This window comes from Streptomyces sp. NPDC054932 (genome assembly GCF_053610205.1).
Window position 1 is genome coordinate 13,857 of record NZ_JBSGXU010000109.1, and the last position, 14,610, is coordinate 28,466.

Below are 14,610 nucleotides of genomic sequence, written 5' to 3' on the forward strand. Positions count from 1 at the left end.
GGCGGTACTCACCGAGGGACGGTCTGCGTGACGCGCCACAGCCGCCGGGGGAGGCCGCCTTCCTCGAAGGCGGCGACCTCGACCAGAGTCCAGCTTCCGGCGAGGGCGTCGACCAGGTCGCGGGAGAAGAAGTGGACGGCGAAGCCGCCGTGCTCCCAGATGTCGTCTCCGTGCCCGGCACCGGCCTGGTAGTGGGCGTCCCCGGTGTGGCGGACGGTGTAGACGAACACTCCGCCCGGCCGCAGTACCCGTCGCACCTCGGCGACCAAGGCGTGGATCTCCTGGGTGGACAGCGCCATGCAGAGCAGCATGTGGGCGAACACGGCATCCACCGAGGCGTCCGCGAGCGGCAGAGGCTCGCGGACATCGTGGACCGCTGTTGTGACCCGTCCCGCGATGTCTTGGGCCGCGGCGGCTTCACGCAGCTGTTCCAGACCCACCAGGCTGAAGTCGGTGGCCAACACGGAGAATCCCTGGCGGGCGAAGTACAGCGCGTCACGGCCATGGCCGGCACCCAGCTCCAGCACCTTCCGGGCACCGGCGGCCCCGAAGACGGCAGCGGCGTGGATCGCCGGATCGGATGGCTCCTCCCCGTACATGCCGGGATGCTCGCCGTAGATCTGCTGCCAGTGCGCACGCTGAACATCGCCCAGCCCCTGCTCCCGCTCCGGCATGCTGACGCCCTCCTCCACAGGTCGGCCTCGCCTCAATCGGCCCGCCAGGCCACCCTAGAGGGACACCATGTCGTCACCGCGCCCACCCGCTGTGCCACTGCCGTCATTGCTGTCGGCACTCGGCTTCCGGCACAACTTCTGTGGTGAAGAGCCGACTCTTGCGGTGGCGCCCGGGGCGGGAAGCGGCCTCCGTTCGGGTCCCCGCTTTCCGTCTGGAGGCAGACACGGCCACAGGCATGGGACTATCGGCCCTGGTCGCGACCCCGACCGGCCCATGCCCGGACGACACGGGCCGACGGACAGTGAGGACATGGGGGACATGCCCTGCGGGCCGTGTCCCAGACCATCGCAACAGGAGCGTGAGCCATGTTCTGGTACGACCACGGAATGGGCGGATGGGGCTGGGTCGCCATGACGTTCACCATGGTCCTCCTCGTGGCCCTGGCCGTCGCGGGAGTCGTACTGCTCCTCCGCAGTGTCGACCGCTTCCCCTCGGGCCCAGGGCGGCCCCCGGCTGCGCCTTCCGCCAAGCAGGTGCTCGCCGAACGGTTCGCCCGAGGCGAGATCGACGAAGAAGAGTACGAACAACGTCTGACCGCACTACGTGCGCACGGGCCGGGTCAAGACCGGCCAGGATCGGGAGAGAGCTGAACCCATCCTTCCGGAAGGGTGGCAGGCCGCGACTGAGGACCTGCGGAATCTTGTTCGTCGGCTGACCCCGCTTGTGTTCATCCCCCCCATCTGGGTGACGGCGTCTCAGAACGTGCAGCACTGGTTCCCGTGCCGATCAGTACGGCCAGGACCAGTCCGCGACCTCCGGGAGGTCGGTGCCGTGTTCGCGGATCCAGTCGTGGTGGCGGATGTGCTGGTCGGCCATGGTCTGGCGCAGGCCCTCGCCGCGGCTTGCGAGGCCGGGAACGCGGTCGATGACGTCCATGACGAGCCGGTAGCGGTCCATGTCGTTGCGCACGACCATGTCGAACGGGGTGGTCGTGGTGCCGGACTCCTTGTAGCCGCGGACGTGAAGCTGGGGGTGGCCGGTCCGGCGGTAGGCGAGGCGGTGGATGAGCCACGGGTAGCCGTGGTAGGCGAAGATCACCGGCCTGTCGGTGGTGAAGAGCGCGTCGTACTCGGCACTCGTCATGCCGTGCGGGTGTTCCTCGTGGGGCATCAGCCGGGCGATGTCGACGACGTTGACGACGCGGACGGCCAGCTCGGGGAGGTGTTCGCGGAGCAGGGCCGCGGCGGCCAGCGTCTCCATGGTGGGCACGTCGCCGGCGCAGGCGAGTACGACGTCCGGTTCGCGGGAGCCGTGGTCGGTGCCCGCCCACTCCCAGATGCCGGCGCCGCGCGTCACGTGGGTGCGGGCCTCGTCGATGGACAGCCAGTCGAAGCAGGGCTGTTTGCCCGCGACGATCACGTTGACCTGGTCGCGGCTGCGCAGGGCGTGGTCGGCCACGGCGAGCAGGGTGTTGGCGTCCGGCGGCAGGTAGACCCGGACGACCTCGGGACTCTTGTTGAGGACGTGGTCCACGAATCCGGGGTCCTGGTGCGAGAAGCCGTTGTTGTCCTGGCGCCATACGTGCGAGGTGAGCAGGTAGTTGAGGGAGGCGATCGGCGCGCGCCAGGACAGTTCGCGTGAGGTCTTCAGCCACTTGATGTGCTGGCCGACCATCGAGTCGACGATGTGCGCGAAGGCCTCGTAGGTGGAGAAGAGGCCGTGGCGGCCGGTGAGGAGGTAGCCCTCCAGCCAGCCCTGGCAGACGTGTTCGGACAGGATCTCCATGACCCGGCCGTCGCGGGACAGGTTCCGGTCCGTGGCCTCCGTGATGCCCTGCCAGGCCTTGCCGGTGGCCTCGTACAGGCCGTCCAGCCGGTTGGAGGCGGTCTCGTCCGGACCGACGACCCTGAAGTCCCGTCGCTCAGCCGTGTCCCGCATGATCTGCGTGAGGAAGCGGCCGAGGACGCGGGTCGGTTCGTGGAGGGTGCGGCCGGGCTTGTCGACGCGGACGGCGTGCGTGTCGAGCGCGGGCAGGGGGAGTGGCCGAAGCAGGCGGCCTCCGTTCGCGTACGGCACGGCGCCCAAGCGGTGCTCGCCGTCCGGGACGCAGGCCAGGACCTGTGCCGTCGGGCGGCCGTCGGCGTCGAAGAGTTCCTCCGGCCGGTACGAGCGCAGCCAGTCCTCCAGCTGTTTCAGGTGCGCGGGGTTCTCGCGCACCCCGGCGAGCGGGACCTGGTGGGCACGCCATGTGCCCTCGACCGGGTCGCCGTCGACGTTCGCCGGCCCGGTCCAGCCCTTGGGCGTGCGCAGCACGATCATCGGCCAGCGTGCGTACTCTCGGCCGGGGTCGGTGCCCGTCGTCCGTGCCTCTTGCTGCATGAGGGCGATGCGGTCCAGGGCGTGGTCCATCGCGCGGGCCATGGCGTGATGCACCTGGGTGGGGTCGCTGCCGGTCACGTACAGCGGGTCGTGCCCGTAGCCGCGCAGCAGCGCGTCGAGCTCGTCCTCGGGGATCCGGGACAGGACGGTCGGGTTGGCGATCTTGTAGCCGTTCAGGTGCAGGATCGGCAGGACCGCGCCGTCGTGGACCGGGTCGAGGAACTTGTTCGAATGCCAGGACGCGGCGAGCGGACCGGTCTCGGCCTCGCCGTCGCCGATGACGCAGGCGACCAGCAGGCCGGGGTGGTCGAAGGCGGCTCCGTAGGCGTGGGAGAGGGCATAACCCAGCTCCCCACCCTCGTGGACGGAACCGGGGGTCTCCGGCGCCACATGGCTCGGCACCCCGCCGGGGAAGGAGAACTGCCGGAACAGCTTGGCCATGCCGTCGGCGTCGCGGCTCACGTCCGGATAGGTCTCGCTGTACGTCCCTTCCAGCCAGGAGTTGGCCAGGACGGCGGGACCTCCGTGGCCCGGGCCCCAGACGCACAGGGTCTCCAGTGAGCGTTCTTTGACCACGCGGTTGAGGTGGGTGTGCACCAGGTTGAGGCCGGGGGAGGTGCCCCAGTGGCCGAGCAGCCGTGGCTTGATGTGCTCCGGCCTCAGCGGTTGGGTCAGCAGGGGGTTGCCCATGAGGTAGATCTGGCCGACGGCCAGGTAGTTCGCGGCGCGCCAGTGGGCGTCCAGCTGCGAGATCGAGTGCGCGGTCAACGCGGTCATGTCCGCTCCTGCGTCTGAGGGTTCGGGACGTTCGTCGACGGGGCCGATACCGACACCCTGCCCCTGCCGTGGAGCGGCCGCGAGAGGAGGACCGGCCCTCGAGGAGGGACCGTTGGCCCTTCTGCGCCCCTGCCCGGCACGAGCAAGGTGAATCCCGGTGGCGCCGGTCCTTCCCCCGGCCGGCGCCGCCCAATCCCCGTCGGCCGACCCCGATGCCTCTCGCATCAGTACGGAGGACAGACCTGTGAAGCGCACCCTCGTTGTCGGAGTGGACGGATCCCCGGAAAGCCGGGCCGCCGCGGACTGGGCCGCGCGGGAAGCCGTACGGCGTGACCTGCCCCTGCACGTGGTGCACGCCTGGCTGTGGCAGCCGCTCGCCGTCCCGATCGTCCAGGACCGCGAAACCGAGTCCCGCCGGGCCGATGACATCCTGAAGGAGGTCGAGCAGGAGCTCACTCATCGGTACCCGTCGCTCGCGCTCACCGCGGAAGTCCTGTGCGACACGCCCGTGCCGGCCCTGCTGCGCACCGCCAAGGAAGCCGAGATGCTGATCCTCGGCACCCGCGGGCACGGAGCCCTGCTCGGCTTCCTGCTCGGCTCCTACGGTCAGCAGGTGATCGCTGCCGCCGAGTGCCCCGTCGTTTCCGTCCGCTCCGCCCACGGCAGGCCTCTGGCCGTGCCGGAGGAGGGCGAGGTCGTCGTGGGACAGCAGGGTGGTGTGGAGGAGTCCGCCGAGGTACTGCGCGTCGCGTTCGAGGCGGCCGCGGCGCGCAAGGTCCCGCTCCGCGCGGTCCGGGCCTGGAACCTGCCCCCGGTGTACGGATACAGCCCCGGCTCGATGTGGATCGCCGAGCAGTTCGGCGGTCTGGAGCCGTTCGAGAAGGCCGCGCTGGACCAGGCGCTGGAGCCGTGGCGCCTGAGGTTTCCCGAGGTGGAGGTCGTCGCGCACGTGGAGCGGGGCAGCGCCGGCCATGTGCTGCTGTCCGAGGCTTCGGACGCCCAGCTGGTCGTCGTCGGCCGCCGGGTCTGCGAGTCGGCGGTGGGTACGCGCATCGGTTCGGTGGCCCATGCGGTGCTCCACCACGCGGCCTGCCCCGTCGCTGTCGTCCCGCACCACTGACGCCGAATCGACGGTTGAAGCCGGGCCCGCCGTGGTACGGCGTGCCCGGTCCTTCCCGCGGGCGGCTCCTACTCGGCGGCCGGGGCCGGGTGCCGGCCGGGCGGGGTCAGCGCGTGACTGGCGATCACCGCGGCCTGGACGCGCCTCTCCACGCCGAGCTTGATGAAGAGCCGCGAGATGATGTTCTTGACGGTCTTCTCCGCGAGGTACAGCCGCCCGCCGATCTCCCGGTTGGTGAGACCCTCACTGACCATGAGGAGGATCTCCTTCTCCCGGTCCGTGAAGCCGGGAAGCCCCGGGGCCCGCTCCTCCTTGGGCACGTCGCCGCGCATGCGGGCCATCAGCCGCGTGGTGGCCCCGGGGTCGAGCATCGACTGGCCGGCGGCCACCGTCCGGACGGCGGTCACGAGGTCGGTGCCGGTGATCTGCTTGAGCACGTAGCCGGAGGCCCCCGCCATCACGGCGTCCAGCAGCGCCTCCTCGTCGTCGAACGACGTGAGCATCAGGCAGGCCAGCCCGGGCATCCGCGAGCGCAACTCCCGGCACACGCTCACCCCGTCGCCGTCCTGCAGCCGTACGTCCAAGATCGCGACCCGGGGGCGCAGCGCGGGGATGCGGACCAGCGCCTGTTCCGCCGTGCCCGCCTCACCGACCACGGTCAGGTCGGGCTCGGCGTCCAACAGGTCGTGCACCCCTCTGCGCACGACCTCATGGTCGTCGAGCAGGAAGATGCTGATGGGATCGGTCGCGCCGCTCGCGCTCGTCGCGTGGGAGTGGGCACCGCTGCCGGTCATGACGCAACTCCTTCGCCTGGTTCGTCCTGAACGCACGAACACCGGCATCCTGCCTCCCGTACGGGCGGAACGGACAGTGCCGATTGGCCCTCATCGGCCTGCCGCTGCGCGCGGCAGGGCCGGTGTGGGCAGAGGAGGAGGGACCTTCGGCCCTGTCCGAGGGCCTGCCGGGCCTTCCCGAGTGCACTCAGCACCCGATGAACTGCGGGTGCACGGGAACGGCGCGACTCGACGGAGCCGCACGCAGCGCGGAGGACACCATGACGACCGCCTTGATCGACCTGAGGACCGTGGCACGCGACGACCGCGGCCCGAGGATCGCCCTGGCCGGAGAGCTCGACTTCCATACGGCGGGACGAGTGGAACCACGCCTCGCCGAACTCGCCGGATTCGGCCACCGCAACATGGTCCTGGACTTGTCCGGGATCTCCTTCTGCGACAGCTCGGGCATCGAACTCTTCCTCCGGCTCCACCAGCGCTGCCGTAGCGCGGGCACCCAGCTCCTGCTCCGCGGCGTACCACCCCTGCTGGTCAAGTCCATGCAGGTGCTCGGGGTCGACCGCAGCCTGCCGCTCGCCGTGACGTGATCGAGCGGGCGTCCGAATCTCGCCCCTGGACGGGGACCGTTCGGCCCTGGTTCTCCCGTGGATCGCGGTGAAGGCTGGGACGCGGAAGCCGCAAGGGCCCATCGGGGCCGGACGAAGGTAAGCAGCATGGATCACGAAGGCAACCCGCTACGGGCCCGAGAGGTCGGTGACACGACAGCCCGCCGCTACATGCGGGAGCTGGACAGGGCCGAGGCTCTGTGGCTGCTCTCGACGGTGTCCCTGGGGCGCATCGTCTTCACACAGCACGCGCTGCCCGCCGTCCGACCGGTGAACCATCTCGTCGAGAACGAGGCCATCATCGTCCGGATACATGAGGACGGGGCATTGGCATCCCTGGCGGCACCCGCCGACGCTCCCGGCGTGGTGGTCGCTTACGAAGCGGACGTCATCGATTCCGTCACGCACCTCGGTTGGAGCGTTGTCGTCACTGGTTACGCGAGGGTGGTGTCAGATGCCGACGAGATGGACCGGTACGCGCACTTGCTGCGTCCATGGGTGGCGCACCGGATGACCAGCACCCTGAGGATCCGTCCGGATCTCGTCACCGGGTTCCGGCTGGAGGCGGACCCGACGCAGCCCGTGCCCGCGGCCCGGGGCTGACGCCCTGCCCCGGTCCTCAGCCCCCGGTGGGGAGGGGAGCCCGCCAGACGAGCCTTGTACCCCCGTCATCCGGAGTCTCGTGAGTGAAGGAGCCGCCCAGGCTCTGCGCCCGCTCGTCGAGGTTGAGCAGGCCGCTTCTGCGGCCTTGGGCCGGAATGCCCTTCCCGTTGTCCGAGACGGTCAGCACGATCTCGCCCTGGCCGGCCTTGAGGGTCACTCCGACCCGGGTCGCCTGTGCGTGCCGGGCGGCGTTGCTGAGGAGTTCACCCAGCACAGCCATGACGTGGTCGGCTATGTGCGGAGGTACGTCGGTGTCGAGCAGGCCCTCCATGCTCAGACGCGGCGGGTGACCGAGGGTGGTGGCCGCGTCGCCGACGGCACGGGCGGCGCGCGCCCGCAGACCAGGGCCGCCCTCGCGGTCCTTGGTACGCAGCCCGAAGATCGTCGACCGGATGATCTTGATCGTTTCGTCCAGGTCGTCGACCGCCCGGCCGACCCTTTCGGCGGCCCCGTCGTGCTCGACGAGCCGGGCAGCGCTCTGCAAGGTCATGCCGGTGGCGAAGAGACGCTGGATCGCCAGGTCGTGCAGGTCACGGGCGATGCGGTCGCGCTCCTCCAGCAGTGCTATCTGCTCGGCGTCCCGGCGCCGCTCCGCCAGCTCCAAGGCGAGTGCGGCCTGACCGGCGAAGGCGACGAGCGGCTCCAGCTCGCCCTCGCCGAACGCCGGCTCTCCCGCCGGGCGCGCGAGCAGCAGGACACCTCTGCTTTCGCCGCCCGCGGTGCCCAACGGGACTGCCACGGCGGGCCCCAACCCTTCCTGAATCTGGGACTCAGCGGGATAGCGCTCGTCGGCCCAGGCTTGCACCGCTGTGACGGGTTTGCCGGCCAGGTGCGCCGCTCCTGCGAGCGTGCCCGCGAAGGGGACGACGAGACCTTGCCGCTCGGCTCCGTCCGCATCGGCCGCGAACTCCACGACCAGGCCGTCGATACCCGCCACGGGCATGGCGATGTCCGCGAGGCGTGCCGCGGTGATCTCTTGTGCGCGGCGGGCGATGAGCTCCAGTACCGCCGGGCGGGAGCTGCCGGACAGCAGGCTTTCGGTGATTTCCGCATTGGCCTTGAGCCATCGCTGCTGGCGCTGCGAGCCCTCGTAGAGCCGCGCGTTGTCGATCGCGACACCCGCCGCCACCGAGAGGGTGGAGATCACCGTCTCGTCCTCGGTGTCGAAGTCGATTCCGCCGCGCTTGTCGGTCAGGTAGAGGTTGCCGAACACCTCCTCGCGGACCCGGATCGGTACACCGAGGAAGGTACGCATCGGCGGGTGATGGGCCGGAAAGCCGTAGGAAGAGGAGTGCGCGCCGAGATCGGTCAGGCGCAGCGGTTCCGGGTGGTGGATGACCTCCCCGAGCAGGCCGTGGCCCGCCGGCAGGGGACCGATCTCGGCGATCTCCGCATCCGTGAGCCCCACGGTCAGGAACTGTGAGAGAGTCCGGCCGTCGGGGCCGATCACTCCCAGCGCGCCGTATTCGGCGTCGACGAGCAGCGCGGCCGCCTCCACGATCCGCCGCAGTACCTGGGCGAGATCCAGCTCCCGCCCCACCGACACCACGGCTTCCAGGAGGCTGTGCACCCGGTCGCGGGTGCCGCGCACCTCGTCGATGCGCGCTTGGAGCTCGTCCAGCAGCTCGTCCAGCCGCATCCGCGGTACCTGCGTCAACGGATCCCTCACACCCACGTGCTTCCCCTCCGACGGCTCGCTCGGTTGCCCGATCCACGGTCAGCGTATCGACACGCCCGGGCCCGATGGGCATCGTTGCGCGCGGATGCCAGCCGAGACTGGCGTGACCGAAGCGCCGCACGACGACGGGGAGGATGCGCCATGGGCCTGAAGAAGGCGGTCTACGAGGACGAGCTGCTAGGGCTCCAGACGGAGCTGATCAAACTCCAGGAGTGGGTGCGCGCGGAGGGCGCCCGGCTCGTGGTCGTCTTCGAGGGCCGCGACGCAGCGGGCAAGGGCGGCACGATCAAGCGTGTACCAGCTCCTGCACGCATGGCCCAACGACGAAGCGGCTGGATGGTCACTCAACTGCAAGAAGACCGGATCTCGCTGCCGACTTCGACGGGGGCGAAGCCCCTCGGCGTGTTCTCGATGTCTGTGCCGTCGTAGAGGGGTTCGGCAGGCCGGTGTTCAGGATCGGGCCTCGAAGCCGGGCTTCTCCCGGTTGCGACGACGCAGGTCCGCGGAACCCTTGAAGCGCCTGCAGTCGACCAGTTGCAGGCGTGGGTGCTTTCGATGGGGAACTGCCCTTTCACGAAGCCGAGTCGACTCCGGCGGGGCAGGCTCTGACCACCAAGGAGGCCGCACGGTTCGGCCTCGGACGTCCGGCCCGTGACCTGGTCGCCGATTCACGGGACGCGGGGTCGGTCGCGCAGGACGGCTGCTGTACGTGCCGGTCACTGGTGGGCGGCGCGTTCTTGGGCGCCGTTACGCACGCCGCACGGCGCCACTGCCGGCCGCTCGTGGCCGTCGCACCGCACGCAGACGTCTGACCGAGGGTTCGCCCCGCCGCGTTCGGTTCCCGACCGTCGCCATACAGGGCCGAAGGGCCCTGCGAAGCGACCGAACGGGACCTCCCGGAGAGTGCCGACCGGCCCGCCACCAGGGACTGTTGCCGCCGGGCATGAGGGGGCGCAAGTGACAGAGTTCAAGTGCTCCCCGAGGCGCCCCCAGAGGACGCCCGGCCGGGCGCACATCCCATTACGGCGCCCGTCGAGCGCACCTTCCGTCTCACCTCCGGGGGACCCCATGACGTTTCACGTCGACTCCGAGACAGGCCGGCTGCGGCAGGTCATCCTGCACCGCCCCGACCGCGAAATGACACGCCTCACACCCACCAACAAGGACGAGCTCCTCTTCGACGACGTGCTGTGGGCCAAGCGCGCCCGCGACGAGCACGACGCGTTCGCCGATGTCCTGCGGGACCGCGGAGTGCGCGTGCACCTCCTCGCCGACCTGCTCACCGAGACGTTGGACGGCATCGAGGCGCGGCAGCTCGTGCTGGACCGGGTCTTCGACGAACGCGAGTTCGGCATACTCGGCACCGACCAGCTCCGCACGTACTTCGACTCCCTGGAGCCGGCCGCCCTGACCGCCTGCCTCATCGGCGGCGTCACCAAGGCGGAACTGCTCGAGCGCACGGGCCCGATACCGAGCGTACGACTGCACGCCATGGCGCCCGACGACTTCCTCCTCGCGCCGCTGCCCAACCATCTGTTCACCCGCGACACCTCGTGCTGGGTGTACGACGGGGTGAGCGTCAACCCGATGAACAAACGGGCACGCCGCCGTGAAACGGTTCACTTCGAAGCCCTCTACCAGCACCACCCCCTCTTCGCGAAGGGGGAGTTCCACCGGTGGTCCGACGGGCAGGCGGCCTATCCCGCCACCATCGAGGGCGGCGACGTCCTGGTCATCGGCAACGGCGCGGTGCTCGTCGGCATGAGCGAGCGCACCACGCCTCAGGCCGTGGAGAATCTCGCCCTGCGCATGTTCGCGGCGGGTTCCGCCCAGCGGGTCGTGGCCGTCAGCCTGCCGAAGAGCCGCAGCTTCATGCACCTCGACACGGTCATGACGATGGTCAGCGGCGACACCTTCACCCGATACGCCGGCCTCGGCATGCTGCCTTCCTCCACGATCGAACCCGGGACCGGCGGGGAGCGGCTGAGGGTCACCGACCACGCCCCCGAGGACATGGACCGGGCCATCGCCGACGCGCTGGGTCTGCCGTCCATCAACGTCCTCACCCCGAGCCAGGACCTGCGGTCCGCCGAGCGGGAGCAGTGGGACGACGGCTGCAACGTGCTGGCCGTGGAGCCCGGCGTGGTCGTCGCCTACGAGCGCAACGTGACCACCAACACCCACCTGCGCAAGAGCGGGATCGAGGTCATCACCGTGCGAGGCAGCGAACTCGGCCGGGGCCGTGGCGGCCCGCGGTGCATGACCTGTCCCATCGAGCGCGAAGCCGCCTGACCACCCCTCCCGCGCCCCCGCGTCCCGGTGATCCGCCCGCCGCACACACCCCGTACACATCAAGGAGCCCGCCATGCACGACGACCTGCACCAGCGCCCGTTCGTCAAGGAACTCGACTTCACTCCCGAGGAGTTCCGCCACCTGCTGGAACTCTCCGCCTCCATCAAGACGGCCCGCCGTGAGGGACGCGAGGAGCAGCGGCTGCGCGGCAAGAACATCGCCGTCATCTTCGAGAAGACGTCGACGAGGACCCGATGCGCCTTCGAAGTGGCCGCGCACCAGCAGGGCGCGCACGTGACCTACCTCGACCCGGCCGGCTCCCAGCTCGGGCACAAGGAGTCCATCAAGGACACCGCACGCGTCCTCGGCCGCTACTACGACGGGATCGAATACCGGGGCAGCGACCAGCGCCTGGTGGAGGAGCTGGCTCAGAACGCCGGCGTTCCGGTCTGGAACGGCCTGACGGACCAGTGGCACCCCACCCAGTCGCTCGCCGACGTGCTCACCATGTGGGAGCACACCGACAAACCGCTGAACCAGGTGTCCTTCGCCTACCTGGGCGACGCCAGGAACAACGTCGGCAATTCCCTGCTGATCGTCGCGGCGATGCTCGGCATGGACGTACGCATGGTCGGCCCGCGATCCCTGCACAACGCCTCCGATGTCGTCGACCACGCGCGGCGGGCGGCGGCCGTCAGCGGTGCGCGCATCACCCTGACCGAGGACGTGACCGAAGGCGTGGCCGGCGTCGACTTCGTCTACACCGACGTATGGCTCTCCATGGGAGAGCCGCCGGAGATGTGGGACGAGCGCATAGCCCTGCTCAAGCCGTACCAGGTGACAGCGAAGACCCTGGAGGCGACGGGCAACCCTGCGGTCAAGTTCATGCACTGCCTTCCGGCCTTCCACAACAGCGACACCACCGTCGGCGCCAAGATCGCTGCGCGGACCGGCCTGACCGCACTGGAGGTCACCGAGGAGGTGTTCGAGTCCTCGCACTCCATCGTGTTCGACCAGGCCGAGAACCGGCTCCACACCATCAAGGCCGTCCTCGTCGCCACCCTCGGCGACTGAACGGCATCCCCTCGACCTCGGAGAACACGTCATGCGTGTAGTCGTCGCATTGGGCGGCAACGCCCTGCTCCGCCGCGAGGAGCGGCCGGACGCCGCCGTGCAGCTCGCCAACATCCGCGCTGCCGTGTCCGCGCTCGCCCCCCTCGCGCACGAGCACGAACTCGTCATCACCCACGGCAACGGACCTCAGGTCGGCGTGCTCGCTCTCCAGAGCGCCGCCGACCGCTCCCTGAGCAGCCCCTACCCCTTCGACGTCCTCGGCGCGGAGACCCAGGGCATGATCGGCTACTGGCTGCTCCAGTCCCTGCAGAACGCCCTGCCCGAACGGCAGGTCTGCGCCCTGCTCAACCAGACGCTCGTCTCCGCGGCCGACCCCGCCTTCACCGACCCGGCCAAATTCGTGGGTCCGGTCTACGACCGGACCGAAGCGGAGCGACTGGCCGCCGAACGCGGCTGGACGGTCAAGCAGGACGGCGCCCACTGGCGACGCGTCGTACCGTCCCCCCGTCCACAACGCGTCGTGGAGACACGGCTCATCCGGCTGCTGCTCAACTCGGGAGCGGTGGCCGTGTGCGCCGGAGGCGGCGGCGTACCGGTGATCCGTGACGAACAAGGGCAGCTGACCGGCGTCGAAGCCGTGGTGGACAAGGACCTCACCGCCGCCCTCCTGGCCGAGGCGCTCGACGCCGACGCGCTCCTGCTGCTCACGGACGTACCTCATGTGTCGCTCGGATACGGCACCCCCAGCGCCGTGCCCGTCGGACGGACCACGCCCGCGGCCATGAGAGCCCAGCAGTTCCCCGCCGGATCCATGGGTCCCAAGGTCGACGCCGTGTGCCGGTTCGTCGAGCTCACCGGCGGAATGGCGGCCATCGGCGCTCTCGAAGACGCCCGAGCCATCCTCGACGGAGTCGCCGGCACCGTCGTCACACCCAGCGGCAGCTACCGCGAAGCCCGCCACGACGGAACACAGGACCTGACATGACTCTGCAGAGCGCACCCGCATCCCCGCAGCCGGCCAGAGCCAGAACGGACTCCGGCGCGCCCGACGCCCCACGGCGGCGGCTTCGGTTCCCGTCCGCCTTCACCGTCCTGTTCGTCGTCACTGTCGCAGTCTGGGCCCTGACGTTCGTCATCCCCGCCGGCCGCTACGACATCAAGGACGGCAGCCCCGTACCGGGCACCTACCACTCCGTAGAACTGACCACCGGATTCTGGGAGCGGCTCAAAGACCTGTTCCTCTCCCCGGTCAACGGTCTGTACGGCGTCACCGATGCCGGGACCGGCCTCACCGCACCCGGCGGGACCGGCTCCTTCGCGGGCGCGGCCGGCGTGTTCCTCTTCATCCTGGCCGTGGGCGCGTTCATCACCGTCACGATGCGCACCGGGGCGCTCACGACGGGAGTGGCGCGCCTCGCGCAGCGTCTGCACCACCGCAGGACCCTGCTGCTGGTGGTCCTGTTGACGGTGTTCTCCCTCGGCGGGACCACGTACGGCATGGCCGAGGAAACCCTGGGCTTCTACGGGCTGATGATCCCCCTGATGCTCGGCCTGGGCTACGACCGCATGGTCGCCGCGACGGTCGTCATGGTGGGAGCCGGGGTCGGCACCCTCGCCTCGACCGTCAACCCCTTTGCCACCGGGGTGGCCTCCGACAGCGCCGGCATCGGCACGGGAGACGGCATCGTCCTGCGACTGGTGATGTGGGCCTGTCTGACGGCCCTGGCAGCCGCTTACGTCGTGCGCTACGCCCGCCGCGTCACCGAGGACCCCTCCCGGTCGCTGACACCCCTCACCGAGGACGACCTCCGCATCAGGGCCGAGGGTGGCGAAGCGGCGAAGCTCACGAGTCGCCAGCGCACGGTCCTGTGTCTCTTCGCGGCCACGTTCCTCTTCATGATCTTCGCCGTCGTCCCCTGGTCCGATCTGCACGTCACCTTCCTGCCCACGCTCGGGTGGTATTTCCCTGAACTCGCCGCGCTGTTCATCGTCGCGGCGGTCGCCGTGGGGCTGGTCGGCGGCTTGGGAGAGAAGGGCACGGTGAACGCCGTCACCGCCGGCGCAGGGGACTTCATCGGAGCTGCGATGATCGTCATGCTGGCCCGGGGAGTCACGGTGATCATGAACAATGCCAGTGTCACCGACACCATCCTCGACGTCCTGCAGAGTGCGGTGGCCGACACGTCCTCCGGGGTGTTCGCCGTACTGATGTTCGTGGTGAATCTCCCGCTGGCCTTCTTCGTCCCCTCCTCGTCCGGCCATGCGGCCCTCGCCATGCCCATCCTCGCCCCCCTGGCCGACTTCGCCGGGGTGAGCCGGGCTCTGGTGGTGACCGCGTACCAGTCGGCTTCCGGATGGGTGAACCTCGTTACGCCCACCTCGGCCGTCGTCATGGGAGGCCTCGCCCTTGCCAAGGTCCGCTACGACCAGTACCTGCGCTTCATGGCACCGCTGATGGGTGCTCTGCTGGTGGCCGTCGCCGGATTCCTCGCACTCGGTGCGGCAGTGCGCTGAATCGCTGCGGAGCAGGCAAGTGGCCGGCTGGTCGGGAC

Annotated in this window: 12 protein-coding genes and 1 pseudogene; 9 read left to right on the forward strand and 4 right to left on the reverse strand. The window is 69.8% G+C overall.

Going from position 1 to position 14,610, the window contains the following annotated elements:
• Nucleotides 1-8 precede the first annotated feature (8 nt).
• On the reverse strand, nt 9-674 hold the full coding sequence (locus ACWGE1_RS25840; RefSeq protein WP_453422872.1) for a class I SAM-dependent methyltransferase: 666 nt from the start codon (nt 672-674) through the stop codon (nt 9-11).
• Between the two features lie 366 nt (nt 675-1,040).
• On the opposite strand from ACWGE1_RS25840, the gene ACWGE1_RS25845 reads away from it, so the two are divergent.
• Nucleotides 1,041-1,325 (forward strand): SHOCT domain-containing protein, encoded by a 285-nt coding sequence (locus ACWGE1_RS25845; protein ID WP_453422873.1) that lies wholly within the window; start codon nt 1,041-1,043, stop codon nt 1,323-1,325.
• Between the two features lie 136 nt (nt 1,326-1,461).
• Here ACWGE1_RS25845 and ACWGE1_RS25850 read toward each other — a convergent pair whose 3' ends face one another.
• Complete coding sequence (locus tag ACWGE1_RS25850; protein WP_453422874.1) at nt 1,462-3,831, reverse strand: phosphoketolase family protein; 2,370 nt, start codon at nt 3,829-3,831, stop codon at nt 1,462-1,464.
• 244 nt (nt 3,832-4,075) lie between these two features.
• Here ACWGE1_RS25850 and ACWGE1_RS25855 point away from each other — a divergent pair, with 244 nt between their 5' ends.
• A complete protein-coding gene (locus tag ACWGE1_RS25855; RefSeq protein ID WP_453422875.1) occupies nt 4,076-4,951 on the forward strand; it encodes a universal stress protein in 876 nt (291 codons plus the stop codon).
• Between the two features lie 68 nt (nt 4,952-5,019).
• On the opposite strand, the gene ACWGE1_RS25860 is transcribed toward ACWGE1_RS25855, so the two are convergent.
• Nucleotides 5,020-5,745: a response regulator gene (locus tag ACWGE1_RS25860; RefSeq protein ID WP_453422876.1), complete on the reverse strand. Its 726-nt coding sequence runs from the start codon at nt 5,743-5,745 to the stop codon at nt 5,020-5,022.
• Between the two features lie 260 nt (nt 5,746-6,005).
• Between ACWGE1_RS25860 and ACWGE1_RS25865 the strand changes: the two genes are divergently transcribed.
• The gene (locus ACWGE1_RS25865) at nt 6,006-6,332 is read left to right on the forward strand and encodes an STAS domain-containing protein (RefSeq protein WP_327733485.1); all 327 of its coding nucleotides are present in this window, start codon (nt 6,006-6,008) and stop codon (nt 6,330-6,332) included.
• Nucleotides 6,333-6,458: 126 nt separating this feature from the next.
• Complete coding sequence (locus tag ACWGE1_RS25870) at nt 6,459-6,953, forward strand: pyridoxamine 5'-phosphate oxidase family protein (RefSeq protein ID WP_327733484.1); 495 nt, start codon at nt 6,459-6,461, stop codon at nt 6,951-6,953.
• A gap of 16 nt (nt 6,954-6,969) precedes the next feature.
• On the opposite strand, the gene ACWGE1_RS25875 is transcribed toward ACWGE1_RS25870, so the two are convergent.
• A complete protein-coding gene (locus ACWGE1_RS25875) occupies nt 6,970-8,652 on the reverse strand; it encodes a GAF domain-containing protein (RefSeq protein ID WP_453422880.1) in 1,683 nt (560 codons plus the stop codon).
• A 180-nt stretch (nt 8,653-8,832) separates the two neighbouring features.
• On the opposite strand from ACWGE1_RS25875, the pseudogene ACWGE1_RS25880 reads away from it, so the two are divergent.
• From ACWGE1_RS25880 to ACWGE1_RS25900, 5 genes and pseudogenes are all read left to right on the forward strand, one after another.
• A pseudogene (locus ACWGE1_RS25880) lies at nt 8,833-9,009 on the forward strand (polyphosphate kinase 2); the annotation flags it as partial.
• A 750-nt stretch (nt 9,010-9,759) separates the two neighbouring features.
• Nucleotides 9,760-10,983: an arginine deiminase gene (locus tag ACWGE1_RS25885; protein WP_453422877.1), complete on the forward strand. Its 1,224-nt coding sequence runs from the start codon at nt 9,760-9,762 to the stop codon at nt 10,981-10,983.
• Between the two features lie 73 nt (nt 10,984-11,056).
• A complete protein-coding gene (gene argF, locus ACWGE1_RS25890) occupies nt 11,057-12,058 on the forward strand; it encodes an ornithine carbamoyltransferase (RefSeq protein WP_453422878.1) in 1,002 nt (333 codons plus the stop codon).
• Between the two features lie 31 nt (nt 12,059-12,089).
• Nucleotides 12,090-13,043, forward strand: a complete 954-nt coding sequence (arcC, locus tag ACWGE1_RS25895; RefSeq protein ID WP_327733481.1) for a carbamate kinase — start codon at nt 12,090-12,092, stop codon at nt 13,041-13,043.
• A complete protein-coding gene (locus ACWGE1_RS25900) occupies nt 13,040-14,572 on the forward strand; it encodes a YfcC family protein (RefSeq protein ID WP_453422879.1) in 1,533 nt (510 codons plus the stop codon). The genes arcC and ACWGE1_RS25900 overlap by 4 nt, the downstream gene beginning before the upstream one ends.
• Nucleotides 14,573-14,610 lie beyond the last annotated feature (38 nt).

Excerpts from the sequence above, each read along its gene's own strand:
- ACWGE1_RS25840 (WP_453422872.1), bottom strand. The coding sequence starts at position 674 with ATGCCGGAGCGGGAGCAGGGGCTGGGCGATGTTCAGCGTGCGCACTGG.
- ACWGE1_RS25845 (WP_453422873.1), top strand. The coding sequence starts at position 1,041 with ATGTTCTGGTACGACCACGGAATGGGCGGATGGGGCTGGGTCGCCATG.
- ACWGE1_RS25850 (WP_453422874.1), bottom strand. The coding sequence starts at position 3,831 with ATGACCGCGTTGACCGCGCACTCGATCTCGCAGCTGGACGCCCACTGG.
- ACWGE1_RS25860 (WP_453422876.1), bottom strand. The coding sequence starts at position 5,745 with ATGACCGGCAGCGGTGCCCACTCCCACGCGACGAGCGCGAGCGGCGCG.
- ACWGE1_RS25865 (WP_327733485.1), top strand. The coding sequence starts at position 6,006 with ATGACGACCGCCTTGATCGACCTGAGGACCGTGGCACGCGACGACCGC.
- ACWGE1_RS25870 (WP_327733484.1), top strand. The coding sequence starts at position 6,459 with ATGGATCACGAAGGCAACCCGCTACGGGCCCGAGAGGTCGGTGACACG.
- ACWGE1_RS25875 (WP_453422880.1), bottom strand. The coding sequence starts at position 8,652 with ATGCGGCTGGACGAGCTGCTGGACGAGCTCCAAGCGCGCATCGACGAG.
- ACWGE1_RS25885 (WP_453422877.1), top strand. The coding sequence starts at position 9,760 with ATGACGTTTCACGTCGACTCCGAGACAGGCCGGCTGCGGCAGGTCATC.
- argF (WP_453422878.1), top strand. The coding sequence starts at position 11,057 with ATGCACGACGACCTGCACCAGCGCCCGTTCGTCAAGGAACTCGACTTC.
- arcC (WP_327733481.1), top strand. The coding sequence starts at position 12,090 with ATGCGTGTAGTCGTCGCATTGGGCGGCAACGCCCTGCTCCGCCGCGAG.
- ACWGE1_RS25900 (WP_453422879.1), top strand. The coding sequence starts at position 13,040 with ATGACTCTGCAGAGCGCACCCGCATCCCCGCAGCCGGCCAGAGCCAGA.